Genomic DNA, 16,410 nt, shown 5'->3' with positions numbered 1-16,410 from the left:
ACCAGCGGATTGATGGATTCGCTTCTGCCTGTTTGGACAGAGATTAGTTCTGCCCTGGCTCCGGTGATTGACCTGATTAAGGAAGTTGTCTCTTCAGTCATGGGTGGCATGTCCGGAACTAATGTTTCGGGCTGGAAGCTGTTCGGCGAGGTTGTTGGAGTAATCGCAGGTTCAGGCTTGCAGCTTCTTGTCGAGGTTCTGAAAGTCCTCATTGTTCCCTTAAAGATGGTCTTTCAGATTGTCGGAGCTTTGGCGGACGGTTTCAGATGGCTTGGCAAGGCAATCGGTGAATCTGCTGGATGGATATATGTGACTATTGCCGCCATACCAGATGCTGTCAGCGGCTTTGTGGATAGCGTGGTCGGTTATTTCACATCACTTCCGGACAGGGTCATGAACGCTCTTATGAATCTTGCTCCTGTTCAATGGATCAAGTCCGCCATTGAAATGGGCGGCAGCCTTATGGATGCGGGCAAAAATCTTCTGACAACTTTCATTGACGGGGCCTGGCTGACACTTACGACATCTGTCGAGACCATAAAGACGACAATAATCGACCTTTTCAGCGGCCTCAATTTGTTTGAATCAGGGGCCAAACTCATAAGCACTTTCACCGAAGGCATAAGATCGGCTCTTTCAGTGCCTGCCCAGCTTGTGGAAACAGGGCTTCAAAAAATCAGAAACCTTCTTCCGTTTTCAGACGCCAAGGAAGGGCCATTATCAACCCTGACACTTTCAGGGGTAAGGATGATGGAAACCCTCGGCACAGGAGTCAGACAGGCGGCTCCTGATCTTCAGGCGACTGTCGCTTCATCCCTGGCCCTTAAAATGCCTGAGCCTGGCAGCGGAGTTCCAGCTCCTGCCCTGCCTGAAATCGTCATGGGCGATAGCGCCAAAAATACAAAAACCACGAACGAAGCAGGAAAAAACAGAAAAATAGAAGTGCATATCAGATCGCTTGTATTGCCTGAAGTAAAGGACTCCGACGGATTTGTCACTGCCCTGAAAGGAATGGTGGAAGCTCATGGCTGGTAGAATGCTGACCTATGAAGACGGAATCGTGATGCTGAACGGAGAGATTTTGCCCGGTATTTTGAAGAATCAGTCTGTTCGGGGATCTGTCCGGTTTGATGAAACAAAACAGGACGGAGGCGGATCAGGCAAAGTCAAGGTGGCCATGGGATGGGAAGACGCTGATGTGTCGCTTACGCTGGAGCTTCTGACCGATGACCAGAGCACCTGCTACGACAAGCTTGCAAAAATCAATTCCATATTCAAAGGCCACGACTCAGGAGGCAGGCCAGGCGTTTACTCCGTGAACAATCCCATGCTTACGGCAATGGGAATCAGGCAGGTGATTTTCTGTGACCTGGATGCCATGGAGTCTGACCATGACGATGTAATTGACTGTCAGTTATCCTTTGTCGAGGAAGGAATAGATATCCAGACAGTGGAAAACAGAGCCTCAAGCGGAGACAAGGCTTCGACAACCCTGACAAAAACGCCAGGCGGAACAAAGCCTGATCCAGGGCCTGATACGGCTATAAATGTGGATGTAATGTAATGAGAATATCCGTTTTGCATCAGCAGATTGACATAGGGGGCTTGAGCTTTAACCGGGCGCAAAGACTCCGCATCATATCAAGGAGGCATTCTCCTTTGACCATGATGGAAATAGCTCTGCCAGATCCGGACAGATATCTGTTCCGGACTGTGAAGGCAAAAGATCAGGTTAAGATCGGGCTGGGCTACAGGGAGCAGGAGGCGGGAATCTGGAAAGGTTCTGTTTCGTCAATAAAACCAGACCCGGCAAAGGATCAGATACTAATCACGGCTTGCGGAGAAGAGCTGCCGCTGACAGCGACAAGTGTTGTCCATGCCTTCGAGAACGAGCCAGCCGAGGCCATAGTAAAATGGCTGGTGAATAAAGCAGGGCTGACCGCCGGGCGCATCGATGCGCCGGGAGTGATCATTCCAAGGTTTTCGGCAAATAATATTCCTGTGTGGCAGGCAGTGAGGCAATGCCGGGTAACATGCCGGAGGGCTTCAAACAAGGATATGAGTCGCTGGGCTATCTGGATGGATGGAGAGGGGAAAATCAACTGGGGTGATTTCGATGAAGAGACAGACTCAATCCCGGTGATCGCCACTGGAGCCGGGCTTATCAGCCATCGTCCTGTGGAAAACGACTCCGGACTGAGCGTGGTCGAGAGTTTTTTATTGCCTCATCTGAGACATTCCCAGCTTTTCAGGCTGGAAGACACAACAAGGCATAAAAGCGGGGATTACAGAATTTTGTCTGTTGTCCACGAAATTCAGGAAACAAAGGCCAGAACTTTTATTTCTTACGGAGTCGAATATGAACCCTGCTGAACTTAAAGAAATGCTCAAGAAGGCCATGGAAATATGCATGCCTGATTTCAGGGCATTTTACAGGCTGACCAAAAAAGCCAGGGTCGTAAAGGCTTATGAGTCTGACGGAAAATACTGGGCCGATGTTCAGCCGCTCAGAAATGACGAATCCGTGGATGAAAACGAACCTGTGGTTTCAAAGGTTGAAATCCCTGTGATCTGGGCAGGGCCTGATCGCGGCGTAATTTGTCCGCCAACAGAGGGCAGCTATTGTGATCTTTCTTATTATGATGGAGATCCCAATTATCCGAGGATTTCAAATTTCAGATGGCACGGAAACAAAGCGCCTGGCTGTGAGACCGGAGCCTTCATAATTCAGTCCGGCCCTGGCTGTCATATTAAAATAGATGCTGAAAAGAACATCATTCAGGTCACACCCTCGGACATAAATATGAAAGCAGGCGGAAGCATGAAAATTGAGATTACAGGCGACGTAATCATAAACGCTGGCGGCTCAGTGGCTGTGACAAGCACTGGAAATGCCACGGTACAGGCTGCCGAAGTAAGCATAAAAGGCGCAAAAATCAGGCTGAACTAAAGGAAAACATCATGGCTTTTTGTCCGTTTTTGTCACTGAAAATTCAATCGATTAAGACCCAGCTCGTTGATCAGGTCGGGAAGGTTTACACAAGGAATCCATCTGGCCAGTATCTGGATGCCGAAGGTAATTCCCTGGAAACCAACGAACCTGTCGCAATAGCATCTGCCCTGGCCAAAGAATCGTTGGTAATAAGCCTCAGGGATTCCGCAGGCAATATTTATGCGCCTGATTCAGAGACCGGAAAATATCTTGATCAGGAAGAAAAGACAGCCTTTGAAAACGAGTCTGATCTGTCAATGGCTGTTACCGAAGGTTCTGAATATGGCTTTTTCAGATGCCCTGAAGATGGTTCATGCAAGCTCTGGGATGTGGTCAACAGCAGATGCGGAATGATGGGGTCTGACGCCTTGCTTAAGATGGCGGGCCAATCATCAGGAAGCAAGCCTCCCAAGGCAGCTATTCTGGTCAACGAATATATGGGCGCAGAAGATTTGGACGGAAATGGTCTGATCTATGGAAAGACTTTTTATATCAAGGCTGATTCAAGGCCTCCCATGCTGGCCAGCTTGCCTGAAAAGGGATCTGCCCTGACATGGGATGAATATCTTCAGACCCTTGCTCATTAACCCATAAAGTTTTTTGCGGAGCTTTTTTTCAAAAAAGCGACCCGCCGGAGGCCACAATAATGCCAGGGATAGCCTTAACAAATGACCTTGTAATCGGAATTTGCAGCCACGGCCTCAGATGTTGTCCCCACGCTGTTGTGGGATACCACGGTTCAGGATCTCCGGACGTTTCTGGCAATGGCCTTGGTGTCCAGAGATCCGGGGACTTCGGCACACATACTTGTCCGCATTGCGGAGTCTACATGGTGATCGGGGGATCACCGGATGTTTCCGCAAACAGCAAGGGCGTGGCAAGGGTCGGCGATCCTGTGACCCATTTCTGCGGATCAGGGATCTGCGTGACAGGGTCTGCAAACATTACGGCGAATGGTGAATAATGGAAAATATTTATGGGTTCGACATGCTGCTTGATGAATCCTTGCAGGCTGTTGTGGCCGCAAATGGAGAAGCAGCCATAACCGAGGGAGTCAGGGCGGCTGTCCAGGACATAAGGCTGAGACTGGCCACTCCTCTGGGTTCTCTGTTTTACGACAAGGCATTCGGCTCTGAAATCTATCTTTATGCCAAGGACGAAAACACGGTCACGAACAGAATGGCCCTGGTTAATGAAGTTGTTTACAGGATCGGGCTTGATCCGAGGGTTGTGCCCATGTCTGCCCAGGCCATGGTTTCAGGATGGGATCACACAGGGATTGTTATCCAGGCGGAAGCCAGGCTGATCAACGAGAACCATAAATTCAACCTGGTAATGGAAATCGGCGCAAACATGGAAATGGTGATCAAGGATGTTACTGGTTAAGCAAACACTCGAAAGCATCAGAAGTAGCTTGTTTGAGCGCATCGAGGCGGTTCAGGCTGATGGAGATTTGCCACGACCTCTCAATCTTAACAGAGGGCCTGTCCGTGGTTTGATAGAGCTTTGGGCCTGGGGTCTTTATCAGCTTTATCAGTTTCTTGATTTTGTGCTTAAGCAGGCGTTTCCGTCAACAGCCACAGGTTTATGGCTTGACCTGCATTGCGGTCAGGTCGGGGTTTCTCGCAAGAAGGCCACAAAAGCCAGGGGCAATATTATTTTTTACCGCTCAGACTCTGCTGGCAATGTTCCCATAGCTGCGGGCAGCGTTATCAGAACTCCGCCAGACGGACTCGGCAATGTCTATAGGTTTGTTACCCTGGCTGACGTGGTTTTACAGGATGGAGAAATTGAAACGCTTGTCGCGGTCGAATCAGAATCCTGTGGCTGCGCGGGCAATGTAACAGCAGGCCAGATAAGGGAAATGGCCTCGGTTATTCCTGGCATTGACGGAGTAATCAACCGGGCCGGATGGCTTGCGTCCGAGGCCATAGACGAAGAAGACGATGACAGCCTGAGGCTTAGATATCAGCTTGCCTGGGCCGCGATAAACGGCTGCACCAAATACGCTTATGAATCATGGGCAAGGTCTGTGACAGGAGTGACCGGAGTAAGGATCATGGATAATCACCCAAGGGGTCAGGGCACGATTGATGTTGTGATAAGAGGCGCGGCAGGGCTGCCGACCGCAGAGCTGGTCGCGGCTGTGGATGCTGTAGTTAATGAAAAAAAGCCGATCAACGATGATGTAATAGTCAAAGGGCCTTTGGCGGTGAATGTCCTGATTATTGGAGAGCTTGAACTGACAGGAGGCAATCCTGCGGATATCAGGCTTGCTGTTGAAAACAGAATCAGGGCGCTGTTTTCAGGTGCTGTTGTCAGCGGGGTTGCTCCACTTGAAATCGGCCAGGATGTGACAAGGGATTTATTGACCTTTCTGGTTTTAGGTACTGGATCAAATATCAAAAAGGTGAACTGGGCTTCTCCTGTTTCTGACATTGGTATCCCTGATGACGGACTCGGAGTGCTTGAATCACTGGATTTAACCTGGAAATGGGCTGAAGCCTGATGAGTATATTCTGGAATTATTTCAAAAACGGTTTGAAATACGCGCTGATCTGGCAGCCAGGGCCTTTGGCCACTGTTGTTCAAGGGGCAGCTGATGTTCTGGATTCAGCAAGGGAGTCTGTGCTCTGGGTTCGTGACCAGTTTCTGCCGGACAGATGCGAGGAAGAGAATCTTGACGGGTTCGCGGCATCGAGGGGGATTGTTCGCGCTGCCTATGAAACCGATGATCAATATTACAGCAGGGTAAGGCTGGCCTGGCACTGGTACGTTCTTGGCGGCAGGGAAAGCGGGATCAGGCGCATAGTCGCGGACGCTTGCGGCATAGACACCATGGAGATCATTAATCTCAGGGATACTGATCCGGAGCGCTGGGCAGAATTCCGTGTGAGGATCAATAATATCCAGGGCGACATGCTCACCAAACTGCCCACAATGACCTGGGCCATTAATGAGGTGAAACCAGCCAGGTCGAAACTGGCTGGTTTTGAGCTGGTTCTTTATCTGGAGAAAGCCCAGGCGTGGATTGGGTGCGGAGGGCCAGTGGCTGGAGCGGTTACGACGGTTTATCCACTGATTACCACGGAAATTACACTTGAGCCTGTGATGTTGATGTCTGCCGCAGCAATACAGACAGGCTCTGACACCATCGTATATCCGAAAGAACCGACTTAGGAGGTTTAATGCAAAAATATTATTCGATCATGACGAGCATAGGCGTGGCCAGGTACGCGCAGGCGCTGGTCGACGGTGTTGGTCTTGAAATAACCCATATGGCTGTAGGAGACGGAAATGGGCTGTTTGTCGAACCATGGGAAGGAATGGCAGGCCTGGTTAATGAAGTTTGGCGCGGTGAAGTCAACAGGATAGCTCTGTCAGAGGAAAATCCAAACTGGATTACCATTGAGGGGAAGATCCCTGTGGATGTTGGCGGATGGTGGATAAGGGAAGTTGGTCTCTTTGATTCTGCCGGAGATCTTGTGGCCGTTTCCAATTACCCGCCAACGGAAAAACCTGTCCTTGCTGATGGAGCTGGCCAGGATCTTTATATCAGGCTGCCGCTCGCAGTTGAGAATACATCAGCTATCACACTGACTATAGAACCATCTGTTGTCATGGCATCCAGGCAATATGTGGACAGCATCACAGAGGTGCTTGCCGAAACTGTGAAAGCCGGGCTTCGAAGAGCCTTTTTCTACACAAACACAATGTAGTCTACAAAGATGACGCTCCTACGGAGCTTAAAAGCATTAAGCATTCGTAAAAAGCCCCAGAGAGGCGACATCTTTGTAAAAAAATGAATTCAACCGAAAATAACCCGTAGGGGTGACATCTACAAAGATGACGCTCCTACGGAGCTGAACCCGAAAAACGGATTCATCCGTAAAAAGCCCCAGCGGGGCGACATCTTTGTAGGAGGATTTATGGCTGATCAATACGGACGGTTCGCGGCTTTGAAACCCGCATCAACCGGAGAAATACAGCTTTATGCCTGCCCGGCTGGCAGGTTTTTTCAAGGCAGAGTGTCTGTCTGCAACCAGGCCGGGGAATCGGTTGAATACAGCATAGCAAGGTGTGCGGCTGGCCATGGGGATAACCCGGCCCTCGTGGCCGACTGGCGATGTTTCAATGTCCCGGTCGATCCTGGCCCTCCACACGAGATTACTGTGAATATGGGAGCCGGGGAAACAATACGGGTTAAGACTGGCCAGGCTGACAGCGTCAGCTTTATTCTTGAAGGCTTGCTAATATAAGGAGGAAGAAATGGGTTCATCATTCCCTGCTCAATCCGGCATTCCAGGAGTCAGGCTGGTTGCTAAATCAAAAATAGACAATGTGAATTATTTCGAAAACCTTAACCTGCTGGGAGATGACTGGGGAAGTGCTTTTGTCTCTCCCATGAATACTCTTTTTGGTTCAGGCAACAGCACGTTTAGTAAATTTTCGGAATGGGTTGCCGAGTCAGTATCAAGCGGCCCCGCCGTAGCGGCTAACAGCAAATTGTATACTCCGGGATCGACTACTCAGAGGCCGAGCGTCTACGACGAAGCTGCTAACACTTGGAGCGAGACAGGGCTTGCTTATCCGGATATCAATGATTTGCTTGCTTGCTCTCAAACCGGAAGTTTCGATTATGGCGGCAAATGTTATTACTATGCCAATATATCAACCCCAGCTAATGCTGCATTTAATTTCAGGGTTTATGACCCAGTCCTCAACTCATGGACTGCTTTAGCCTCCCTTCCTGCGACGCCTACAAATCTTATATGTGTCGCGTATGCCTTTATGGGCACAAGCGGTGGATATGCTTATTTTATGCAGGCCGCTAAAAGTACATCTGCTACATATGTACCTTCAAATTTTCCAACAATATACAGGTATAATTTTGCATCAAACGTATGGTCTGATCTGGCTGTAGTTCCGCCGATAATAAATAATGGCGCAGCATCAGGCGATGGTTCTTACTCCAGCGTTTTGCTTAAAACCAACTCAGCATCATGTAAATATTCCGCAACAAAATTTTTAATAAATTTTAAGATATCTAAAATAGACGGGGCTTACCTTCGATCAATATTTCATAACAACATTTTTTTATTCGATACAGTAACCAATCAGTTTTCTCGCTTCTGTAATTTCCATCCATGCATTCAGCCGCCAGGGATTAGTGCGGACTATCTCCAGTCACAGCTTGCAGATACACGAATATTCTATCAGGACGGGGTTCTTTTTATGTGGTCTCCCTTGTTCAGCGGGTTGATGGCTTATGTGGAGGCTACTGGCCGTCAGTATCACGTTCCAATTTCAGCGGCAACGCTACTCGGCCCCATGATTGCCTTTGACAATGGTAAGATCTTTATGTGGGGCGGTAGTTGGGGGATGTCTGCTGTCCAGTCATCCTCTACCCTTTACAACACATCAGGGTTAATAATCGACTTGGCAAAGCTTTCCGCATTCCTGAAATCATCAAAAACAATCGGCATTAAAATGCCTGTGTTTGCCTAAGGAGGGATCAGATGAGCGACATTACTTATGAAATTCTGCAAGGAAACAGGGCAAGGGTGTTCGGACTGGGCCATGACATTATATATCCGACAGATTTACAGGGGCAGCCTTTTTTATCTTATGCGGACGCGGAGGCCTATGCCGTGGAGCAGATTGCGAGGATAAACAAGGAAAAGCTCGGAATCCAATATGCTTATGTCCATGTGACGCTATCTGGTGGAGACGGTCGGAATGATCCAATTGGAGTAGCCAACGACGGTATTGAGGGACTGAATGTCGTTTGCACAGCAAGGCAGAGCGCTGATCCTGGATCTCCTGTTGTTGAATCTCTGCCAGACAGGACATGGCGACTGCTTTTAAGGACAGAAGCCGGAAGCGCTGAATATGAAACCATATCAGCGTCAATGGTAAGCGGAGTCATGTCCTTTACATATAAAACAACGAATCAGCTGGCTGTGCTGGTGAAAATTGACCCGAAAGACATGAACGAAATCTTTGAACTTGGCGGGTTTAAATATGGCATCAGGCTTGTTGGTGATCTTCAATTCAAGGTTTACAGGAAATTATGATGGACAGTGATGGTTGTACCTGCTTTTTTGATGGGAACTGGCGGCCGTGCTGCGTGGGGCATGACTACGAATACGCAGACGGAGGGACATTGAAGGATAAAATTCTGGCCGACTGGAAGCTCTCGAAATGTGTGGCCATGAAAGGCGGAATTAAAAACAAGATCGCTTCTGTGACTATGTTTATAGGAGTCAGCATAGGCGGTTATTTTAGGTATCGGTTCAGGTGGCGTGCCTGAATGTAAAGCTGCTGCATTTTGCAGTTTTTTTAGTTATTGAGTACCATATATATAAGGATTTTATGAACAGTCCCATGGCCTACGTGGGCGGCAAATCAAGACTTGCTGCCCAGATCATCTCGATGTTGCCGGAGCATGAAACATACTGCGAAGTATGCACAGGAGCCGGTTGGGTGTTTTTCAAAAAAGACCCGATGCTTTCAAAATCTGAAGTTCTCAATGATCTGGACGGAGAACTTATATCCTTTTATCGGGTAGTCCAGAATCATTTAGAAGAGTTTTTAAAGCAGTTTAAATGGCTTTTAACTTCAAGGCAGATGTTTGAAGAATGGAAAAGCCAGCTTGAAACAGGCGGCCTGACCGATATACAGAAAGCCGCCAGATATTATTATACACAGAGGCTTTGCTACGGTGGCAGAGTTAGAAACAGATCGTTCGGGGTGTCTCCTGGAAGGGCTGGCAAAATCAACATAATCAGGCTTGAGGAGGAAATGTCCCAGGTTCACATGCGGTTGTCCGGGTGTGTTGTTGAGCATCTTCCGTGGCAGAATCTTGTGGCCAGATACTACAGGCCCGACACCTTCTTTTTTATTGACCCACCTTATTATAAAGCCCCATACTACAACCATAATATGGTTCTGGATGATTATAAGGAAATGGCCGGGATACTTGGAGGCGTGAAAGGCAAGTTCCTTCTGACCATAAACGACCTGCCTGAAATTCGTGAAGTGTTCAAGGACTTCAAACAGCTGGAAGTTAAGCTGAGATATTCTGTCTCTCAAAAAAGTGCCACAGAGGGAAAAGAACTGATCTTCACAAATTATTGATAAATCAAGCCCTGGTCAGTTGTTTTAATTTTTTCTGGTCAGGGCTGTAATAATCGACATATTTTTGACAGGCAATCAGACGGGCTTTTTTTATTCAATTCATGCGGCAGTGGTGCCAAAGCAGACGCAAAATGGTGCCAAAGCGCTCGCCGCTTTACAATATTCACTATTTTTTAGTCATGTCAATACAGCCATTTGATAATTATGTGAGTGTCACAACGAAAATACTGCGCAATCTATTAGGCGTCAGGTTGGAACCAGAATTAATTTAAGCATCCTGCATGGTCGGCGAATCTTAATCTAAATGTGAATCCAAACGACCAGAATCCGACCGGAGCAAAATAAAAAAGCCTGAGCAAAAAATGCTCAGGCTTTATATTTTTAGTGGCGCAAGGCAGTAGTCGAACCTGCGACCTAAGGATTCGTAGTCTTTCAAGCACTATACATCAGTTAAAAAACGCAAACTGTGTAAACGCATTATTTGCGTTTTTCATCGTTTTATAAATCACACGCCTTAAGGCTTACAGACCCCGCAAGGCTTATACCCAGCCTTGATAGCTTCATCCCTTGAAGCAAAATGCTCAGAACAGTTTTTGCAATCGTAATTCTTGCAAGATGCCTGATGAAATACCATAGACTTCGTATTACCGTTAAAGCCTGCTGCGATCTGCTGATTGCTTTGTGCTTTATCAGAGCTTTCATCACCAGCTCTTTTATTCTTTCTGAAATCCCACGGCGCAACCGGGCTATTACCTGCCCATAGTCCAGCTTTCTTACTTTTTGCTTGAGATTCAAGCTGCTGCCACTGAGAACAGAAAGGCTTTTTGCAGTACTGTCCATAGTACCAGGCGAAACCGTTTTTCAGCAGTTCTTCATTCAGCACAGTATTGCCAACTTTTATAACGCCGACTGTACGGCCATATCTGTCAGTATCAATCTTTTCGAGATCAACTGTCTTGCTAAATACAAGATCAGACGTGAACTGTTTTGCCTTCTGCCCATAGTCCTGATGCGATTCAGGGCAATCGACTCCGTATAACCTTACTTTTATCTGCTGCTTTTCGGGGGTTAGGACTGTTACGGTATCACCGTCAGATATGCCAACGACCTTGCCTTCAAGAGCAAATACAGGGGATGAGATAAAAATCAGAAGTAAAAGCCAGCTTGTGGTCAGTATTCTTTTCATATGTATTCCTAATTACAGGGGTGATTATTGAGATCAAGAACTTTTGTTTATCAAAGGTTGGAGGAGGAAACAAATAAATTGTTCAGGTGGTTTAGATTGTGTTAATTATAGCTGTCAGACATGCGAGGCCGTGTTCATATTTATTATGCAAGCATTTGCCTAAAGAGTCTTGACGTCGCTGTATAAGCTTTTCTCTTACGGCAGAGGCTTATAAACGCAAATATTACGTTTACTCAACTTTTGCGTATTGATAACACTTTTTTTATATCTATATTCATATCTGAAGTTCAATAAAAATATCCTAATATAGCAAACTCTCTACTCCGTAGAGTCCGTTAACAACTGCTTTCAATTATTTTTTTGTAGACAACCGTGAAATTTGAAAATCATCATTTAAATAATAAAAATCATCTATAACGCCTTTAAAGGGCAATCCATGAATGATGGGGATAATCCTCCATGATATTGGGAATACCTCAGATAATTTACAGTCTATTTGATTGAAATTTTTTTCAATTACTAAGATATTAGGCTTATTTATTCCAAACCAAAATTGCATAGTCAATTGACTATTTATAATTATATGTGGTTGAGCTTCTTGCATATTTAATGAAGGGGTAATGTAGCCTAAATAACTATTACCATTATTAAAAGTATAAGAGGTCAAGCAAATAAGCTTGTTTACATACTCAAAATGATTGTTGCTTTTTGGCCTGACAGTACACTCATCTTGTTCATTAAAACCTTCTTCATCAGAACAAAACTCCCATATTGAAAATGTCTGCAAGTCTTCAATTGTCAGATCATATATTTGTTTTCTGATCTTTTGAGATTTAGTATCCGTCATTTATACCTTATAAACGCCTATTTGCCACGTCCTATTTCCATGCTACAAAATCAAAAACCAGCTTTTTATAGAATCATATATAGCAATGAGCATATTAGCGGTGTTGTGATATTGTGGTAATTGCAATATCAGTTATCATTTTTTGTGCATTCTCAATTGAGTCAGCTTGCATTATTTCTTGGTGCTTTGCTTGTATTGCTTGATCTACACTATTTAGGTCAGCTTGAGTCAGAATTATCTTTCTTGAATCTAACCATTTATAAAAGTCAGACCCTGGAGAAGATAATGATGTACCCATTACAACAACTGTTCCACCAGCAGCAGCAGTTATTACACCGCCTGTTGCTGCAACTGTTGATCCTCCAGCAACCAACGATGCTCCTGCCGGAGCTCCAGCTCCCATTGTTGCAACTGTTATAACTGCTCCTGTGATAACGATTGCTCCACCAATAAGTTTCCATTTGTGTCTTTGCAAAAAAGTTCTATTTTGATATTCATAAATAGCATTTAAATCATCTAAAAATTGATTGCTGTATTTATTAAACTCATCTTCACGGATCTCACTTAATGCATAATTGCTATTCGAAAATAATAAAAAAAACATAAGTAATGCTGATAATAGTCTACTTTTCATACAGACCTCTTTTATAACCGAAATCATTAGACTCACAATTAGATATCATTTCAAGTTGATAATCATTTTTTCTATTGGTTCTGAAAATTTAGTATCACCTTGTTGTTTAAAATAATGAATTGATTTTTGGTAATTCACAACAGCATCATTTTTGCTCCCTATAGCACTATATGTATTTCCTAAATATAAATAAGTATAAGGATTATTAGAGTCTAACTCTAATGATTTTTTAAAAAGTTCTATTGCCCATTTAGAATAAAACTCTTTTTTTTCAGTAAAAACATTCACTACTTCTTTACTGGGTGATGAAATGTATGTTTCCATTTTTTTATAGACAGCGTAGCCTATAAAAAAATATGAGCCACTTAATTTTTTTATAGCCTCCTGTTTGTTGTCCTGAGCTAAAATTTGGCTTTCGGCAAATAATTCTTCTGCTTTGATAACATTGGCATCTGAACAAAAATTTTCATCAAATTGTGGAAAAAAGCTATACACCTCATACCAAAAAACTATAATATAAATTCTTCTGATAATAGGCTCTATTGCATTTTGTGGAAATAACTTGGGGATTCTTTGGATTAGTTTTTTGTAGAGTTTTGACCCAATTTTCTTTTCTAAATTTTTTTCTAAAAATTTAAGTAATTTTTTGATAATACATGGATTATCATTATAAATCTCAGTAAATACTTTGATTATTGTTTGTATTGATAAATTATTATATTCTTTACCATATGGGATATATTCTCTCCATTTATTGGTATAGCTTCTGTGTTCTTCTTTAGTGAGACAAATAGAAGGAATGATATCTGGGTCAACTCCAAAAATGTCAGCAAACCGTTTCTCTATCAAATGGTGAATCTCTCCATCGCACCCCCCTTGTTTTCTTAAATCTTTATAATTTTTAATCTTAGCACAGTCAATTTGAGCATTAGCAAAAGATAATAAAAAAAAATTCAATAATAAAATACTACCAACGATAGATGCTACAAGTGTTTTTAATCTCATAAAGTATGCTTAATAATTATTAAAATTTTATAATGATCTTCTGCATTTCACTATGGGCCGTTATTATTCTTCAGTTCTAGGCTTGTCAAACTTGCCATGCCAGGCAAAGAGGAATGACATTGTTCTCATCATTTACATAGATAAGTTCACGTCATTTTTAACAGTTCAGTTTCTTCAGTAGATGGATTTAATGGGTATATTTGAGCTATATCATAGTTCTTGTAGCTTTTACCTTGCTTCTAGTAAAAAAGCTGATCTGTTCACAACAAGGCACACACCGCCTACTTGAGATGTAAGCGCCACGTTCTGCGCGTTGGAATATGATTTTCTTTTAAATGCGCAAATTTCCCTTTTCGACTTTTAACGGAGAGCTATGCGATGTCAACACATGCAGCTCATTGGCGGTGGCATGGCCCATGTACCCGTCCTCATAGCCGAATTATTTCTTCATCTTTTTGTATCCGAACCAATCAGGCTTCTTACCAAATGATATTTGTAATTGGCTGATAACAGCTTTGTCGGCAATTTCCCAAACCACTTTATCATGATAGAATGGCTTTGAGTGAAGTGAAGGACGTTCATCATAGCAGAAGATTGTGAGAACTCGATCATCTGGTGCTGCAATTTCTTTTGTGGCACCCGAACCCAATGTATCGCCCTTAAATGAACCCTCTACCCACCCGTTAGGTGTCAAGTGATATTCCTGACATTCCTTGCTAAAAGTCATACTTATCCCTTTCGTTTTTCTTTCGCAAATGTGTTGTAAGTGCAACTGTCTATTGCGCCATTGTTTAGAATATACATGAAACGTAGCCTGAAACAGTTCCATGTTTACAACGTTGATACTGATATCTTGATAAAGTTTTCATATGAAAAAAAAATTCTAATAGCTATTATTAATGTAATCACATCCTATATCTTTAGCCTAATATTTTATTATATCTCAATAGATGATAGATTAATAGAAATATTTAAAAGTCTATATCTTTTACGATTTATAAATACAGATGGGTATAGCCCTGAAGAGAAGTGATATCTGTGTTGACTGTATGATCTGGTGGTTCGATACCGGTGATAAAAACTTAAAAAATGAAGTCATTGTATTGAATGAGTGAAGCAGGCTTGATTATTCAGATTTTAAGGAAATAAGGTTTTGCTGTGGTTGAGTATATATACGGGTTTATGAAAAGCGAAAAAATGCATAAACGCAGTTGTTGCGCAATGCAGCCTTTGGCTTATACTTTAGTAACAAGATCATCCGGGCGAGATCGCATTCATGCATGTTTAACTGTAATTTGTATTTGGTAACAGCCTCTGTCGTGTTCTCGCCCATTTTGCTGCGTTCTCTTTGCACTTTTTTCAATGTGCTTTGGCTACAATCAGTTTAAAAAATAACTCAGCTGGATAATCAATATGAGAAACCCTAAATGGACGAGAGACGAGCTTATTCTCGCTCTTGATTTATATTTCCGTTGCTCTCCAAGCAAAACATATAAAGACCGTCCTGAAATAATTATCTTAAGCGATGTATTGAACGCTCTCATCCGCAAAAAACAGAATATGACAATTTCAGAAATCCTAACGGTGTTTATATAAGGCTCTGTACTTTCTGAGATTTGATCCTGATTATTCAGGATCAGACTTGAACGCAGGAGGTAGGCTTAAACCACCAGCAGAGAATTGATGTGTCATTTGAAAATCTAATGGTTGCTAAAGTAGCTTACTCTTCAAAAAAAAATTGATGCATGCGGGACGCCGAAGCTTCTATTAATCAAAAATTATTGCTGATACTGGCTTTTGCAATAGATTAACCTGACTATGAGCTTGGCCTATGCAGACTATGGTTAAAATTTATTTTTCCTCATTTGAAATTATTGCCCACTCATAAGCACAATCATTGCATCTATAGAATCTCTTTATTTTCATGTATGTTGTTTGAACATTTTTAGATTTAGTTTTTCCACTAGCAGTTTTTTCATATACAGTTTTTCGCCCCAGCCATCTGTCAAGTTCTTGTTCATCAAAAAGAATGTTACGTTTTGAACAACAAACAGAGCATCTTCTCCTGAAAAATTTATCCCATATAATATAACCAGCCGCAACTGCTACAATTAGAAAACTTAATTGAGGTGAAATTATATTAGCTAATCCAAATGGCAGAGCTAATAATGAAGCGCCAAATATTATTAATGAGTCCTTATATCCTTCATGATTGTTTACTTTTTTATCATACTGATGACACAGTATTCTATCATGAAATTTGTTGAATAAATTTAGTTCTTCTTTTGTTATTTTTCCATCAGCATTTATTAATTCTTCAAAAATATTTATAAGCTGGGTTTTACCTTCGCTATCGAGAATTCCAGAAAAAAAATCAGCATTATCATCCATTTTTCTTGATAGAGAATCGTTGTTGTTTTCTATATTCTTAATAGCTTGCTGAATAAGCATTTTTAAATCATCATCAGAGCCATTCCATGTTTGAGAAGCAATATTTATTATAACTTCAATTTCACTTTCATCTAAATGACCATCACTATATGAAATTATTAACATACACTCTATCAAGCGTAATGCTACTTCTTTATTATTATCCATAGCGATGC

The 16,410-nt window shown here is 43.2% G+C and carries 21 protein-coding genes; 15 read left to right on the top strand and 6 right to left on the bottom strand.

Annotation, left to right across the window (positions count from 1 at the left end; all coding sequences use genetic code 11):
- The 15 genes from K245_RS0102695 to K245_RS0102625 all read left to right on the top strand — a co-directional run.
- Positions 1-1,035 (top strand): hypothetical protein (locus K245_RS0102695; RefSeq protein WP_027358069.1); only part of this gene is annotated, 1,035 nt, incomplete at its 5' end.
- Positions 1,025-1,564 (top strand): hypothetical protein, encoded by a 540-nt coding sequence (locus K245_RS0102690; RefSeq protein ID WP_027358068.1) that lies wholly within the window; start codon positions 1,025-1,027, stop codon positions 1,562-1,564. The genes K245_RS0102695 and K245_RS0102690, both read left to right, overlap by 11 nt.
- Complete coding sequence (locus K245_RS0102685; protein WP_156906676.1) at positions 1,564-2,373, top strand: hypothetical protein; 810 nt, start codon at positions 1,564-1,566, stop codon at positions 2,371-2,373. Before K245_RS0102690 ends, K245_RS0102685 begins: the two co-directional genes overlap by 1 nt.
- Positions 2,360-2,950: a hypothetical protein gene (locus K245_RS22780; RefSeq protein ID WP_051283810.1), complete on the top strand. Its 591-nt coding sequence runs from the start codon at positions 2,360-2,362 to the stop codon at positions 2,948-2,950. The genes K245_RS0102685 and K245_RS22780 overlap by 14 nt, the downstream gene beginning before the upstream one ends.
- Positions 2,951-2,961: 11 nt before the next feature.
- A complete protein-coding gene (locus K245_RS0102675) occupies positions 2,962-3,579 on the top strand; it encodes a hypothetical protein (RefSeq protein ID WP_027358066.1) in 618 nt (205 codons plus the stop codon).
- A 59-nt stretch (positions 3,580-3,638) separates the two neighbouring features.
- On the top strand, positions 3,639-3,956 hold the full coding sequence (locus K245_RS0102670) for a PAAR domain-containing protein (protein ID WP_051283809.1): 318 nt from the start codon (positions 3,639-3,641) through the stop codon (positions 3,954-3,956).
- A complete protein-coding gene (locus K245_RS0102665) occupies positions 3,956-4,378 on the top strand; it encodes a hypothetical protein (protein ID WP_027358064.1) in 423 nt (140 codons plus the stop codon). Before K245_RS0102670 ends, K245_RS0102665 begins: the two co-directional genes overlap by 1 nt.
- Positions 4,365-5,501 (top strand): baseplate J/gp47 family protein, encoded by a 1,137-nt coding sequence (locus K245_RS0102660; RefSeq protein WP_027358063.1) that lies wholly within the window; start codon positions 4,365-4,367, stop codon positions 5,499-5,501. Before K245_RS0102665 ends, K245_RS0102660 begins: the two co-directional genes overlap by 14 nt.
- Positions 5,501-6,172, top strand: a complete 672-nt coding sequence (locus tag K245_RS22775; RefSeq protein WP_051283808.1) for a phage tail protein — start codon at positions 5,501-5,503, stop codon at positions 6,170-6,172. Before K245_RS0102660 ends, K245_RS22775 begins: the two co-directional genes overlap by 1 nt.
- 8 nt (positions 6,173-6,180) lie before the next feature.
- Entirely contained in the window at positions 6,181-6,711 is a 531-nt protein-coding gene (locus K245_RS0102650) for a phage tail protein (protein WP_027358062.1), read from the top strand.
- Positions 6,712-6,921: 210 nt separating this feature from the next.
- Positions 6,922-7,251: a hypothetical protein gene (locus K245_RS0102645; protein WP_027358061.1), complete on the top strand. Its 330-nt coding sequence runs from the start codon at positions 6,922-6,924 to the stop codon at positions 7,249-7,251.
- A gap of 10 nt (positions 7,252-7,261) precedes the next feature.
- A complete protein-coding gene (locus K245_RS0102640; protein WP_027358060.1) occupies positions 7,262-8,500 on the top strand; it encodes a Kelch repeat-containing protein in 1,239 nt (412 codons plus the stop codon).
- A gap of 11 nt (positions 8,501-8,511) precedes the next feature.
- Positions 8,512-9,069 carry a hypothetical protein gene (locus tag K245_RS0102635; protein ID WP_027358059.1) on the top strand — a complete coding sequence of 186 codons (558 nt, stop codon included), beginning with the start codon at positions 8,512-8,514 and terminating at the stop codon, positions 9,067-9,069.
- On the top strand, positions 9,066-9,305 hold the full coding sequence (locus tag K245_RS22770) for a hypothetical protein (protein ID WP_156906675.1): 240 nt from the start codon (positions 9,066-9,068) through the stop codon (positions 9,303-9,305). Before K245_RS0102635 ends, K245_RS22770 begins: the two co-directional genes overlap by 4 nt.
- A gap of 62 nt (positions 9,306-9,367) precedes the next feature.
- Positions 9,368-10,132, top strand: a complete 765-nt coding sequence (locus K245_RS0102625; RefSeq protein ID WP_027358058.1) for a DNA adenine methylase — start codon at positions 9,368-9,370, stop codon at positions 10,130-10,132.
- Between the two features lie 514 nt (positions 10,133-10,646).
- On the opposite strand, the gene K245_RS0102620 is transcribed toward K245_RS0102625, so the two are convergent.
- The 6 genes from K245_RS0102620 to K245_RS26245 all read right to left on the bottom strand — a co-directional run bounded on the left by K245_RS0102620 (position 10,647) and on the right by K245_RS26245 (position 16,402).
- Complete coding sequence (locus K245_RS0102620; RefSeq protein ID WP_027358057.1) at positions 10,647-11,318, bottom strand: thermonuclease family protein; 672 nt, start codon at positions 11,316-11,318, stop codon at positions 10,647-10,649.
- 352 nt (positions 11,319-11,670) lie between these two features.
- Positions 11,671-12,165 carry a hypothetical protein gene (locus K245_RS0102615; protein WP_027358056.1) on the bottom strand — a complete coding sequence of 165 codons (495 nt, stop codon included), beginning with the start codon at positions 12,163-12,165 and terminating at the stop codon, positions 11,671-11,673.
- A gap of 94 nt (positions 12,166-12,259) precedes the next feature.
- Positions 12,260-12,799, bottom strand: coding sequence for a hypothetical protein (locus K245_RS0102610; protein ID WP_027358055.1), 540 nt, complete (start codon positions 12,797-12,799; stop codon positions 12,260-12,262).
- Positions 12,800-12,844: 45 nt separating this feature from the next.
- A complete protein-coding gene (locus tag K245_RS0102605; protein WP_027358054.1) occupies positions 12,845-13,804 on the bottom strand; it encodes a tetratricopeptide repeat protein in 960 nt (319 codons plus the stop codon).
- 439 nt (positions 13,805-14,243) lie between these two features.
- Positions 14,244-14,531, bottom strand: a complete 288-nt coding sequence (locus tag K245_RS22765) for a hypothetical protein (RefSeq protein WP_035276349.1) — start codon at positions 14,529-14,531, stop codon at positions 14,244-14,246.
- A gap of 1,124 nt (positions 14,532-15,655) precedes the next feature.
- Positions 15,656-16,402, bottom strand: a complete 747-nt coding sequence (locus K245_RS26245; RefSeq protein WP_027358052.1) for a tellurite resistance TerB family protein — start codon at positions 16,400-16,402, stop codon at positions 15,656-15,658.
- Between the last annotated feature and the right edge of the window lie 8 nt (positions 16,403-16,410).

The sequence above is a fragment of the Desulforegula conservatrix Mb1Pa genome, assembly GCF_000426225.1.
GTDB classification, from domain to species: Bacteria; Desulfobacterota; Desulfobacteria; order Desulfobacterales; family Desulforegulaceae; genus Desulforegula; species Desulforegula conservatrix.
The sequence above is the reverse complement of the archived record's forward strand: the minus strand, read 5'-3'. Positions and strand labels throughout refer to the sequence as shown.

Coding starts and splice junctions, on each gene's coding strand:
- K245_RS0102625 (WP_027358058.1), top strand. CDS start 9,368: ATGAACAGTCCCATGGCCTACGTGGGCGGCAAATCAAGACTTGCTGCC.
- K245_RS0102645 (WP_027358061.1), top strand. CDS start 6,922: ATGGCTGATCAATACGGACGGTTCGCGGCTTTGAAACCCGCATCAACC.
- K245_RS22780 (WP_051283810.1), top strand. CDS start 2,360: ATGAACCCTGCTGAACTTAAAGAAATGCTCAAGAAGGCCATGGAAATA.
- K245_RS0102650 (WP_027358062.1), top strand. CDS start 6,181: ATGCAAAAATATTATTCGATCATGACGAGCATAGGCGTGGCCAGGTAC.
- K245_RS26245 (WP_027358052.1), bottom strand. CDS start 16,402: ATGGATAATAATAAAGAAGTAGCATTACGCTTGATAGAGTGTATGTTA.
- K245_RS0102620 (WP_027358057.1), bottom strand. CDS start 11,318: ATGAAAAGAATACTGACCACAAGCTGGCTTTTACTTCTGATTTTTATC.
- K245_RS22775 (WP_051283808.1), top strand. CDS start 5,501: ATGAGTATATTCTGGAATTATTTCAAAAACGGTTTGAAATACGCGCTG.
- K245_RS0102615 (WP_027358056.1), bottom strand. CDS start 12,165: ATGACGGATACTAAATCTCAAAAGATCAGAAAACAAATATATGATCTG.
- K245_RS0102610 (WP_027358055.1), bottom strand. CDS start 12,799: ATGAAAAGTAGACTATTATCAGCATTACTTATGTTTTTTTTATTATTT.
- K245_RS0102635 (WP_027358059.1), top strand. CDS start 8,512: ATGAGCGACATTACTTATGAAATTCTGCAAGGAAACAGGGCAAGGGTG.
- K245_RS0102690 (WP_027358068.1), top strand. CDS start 1,025: ATGGCTGGTAGAATGCTGACCTATGAAGACGGAATCGTGATGCTGAAC.
- K245_RS0102675 (WP_027358066.1), top strand. CDS start 2,962: ATGGCTTTTTGTCCGTTTTTGTCACTGAAAATTCAATCGATTAAGACC.
- K245_RS0102605 (WP_027358054.1), bottom strand. CDS start 13,804: ATGAGATTAAAAACACTTGTAGCATCTATCGTTGGTAGTATTTTATTA.
- K245_RS0102670 (WP_051283809.1), top strand. CDS start 3,639: ATGCCAGGGATAGCCTTAACAAATGACCTTGTAATCGGAATTTGCAGC.
- K245_RS22770 (WP_156906675.1), top strand. CDS start 9,066: ATGATGGACAGTGATGGTTGTACCTGCTTTTTTGATGGGAACTGGCGG.
- K245_RS0102660 (WP_027358063.1), top strand. CDS start 4,365: ATGTTACTGGTTAAGCAAACACTCGAAAGCATCAGAAGTAGCTTGTTT.
- K245_RS0102685 (WP_156906676.1), top strand. CDS start 1,564: ATGAGAATATCCGTTTTGCATCAGCAGATTGACATAGGGGGCTTGAGC.
- K245_RS0102665 (WP_027358064.1), top strand. CDS start 3,956: ATGGAAAATATTTATGGGTTCGACATGCTGCTTGATGAATCCTTGCAG.
- K245_RS0102640 (WP_027358060.1), top strand. CDS start 7,262: ATGGGTTCATCATTCCCTGCTCAATCCGGCATTCCAGGAGTCAGGCTG.
- K245_RS22765 (WP_035276349.1), bottom strand. CDS start 14,531: ATGACTTTTAGCAAGGAATGTCAGGAATATCACTTGACACCTAACGGG.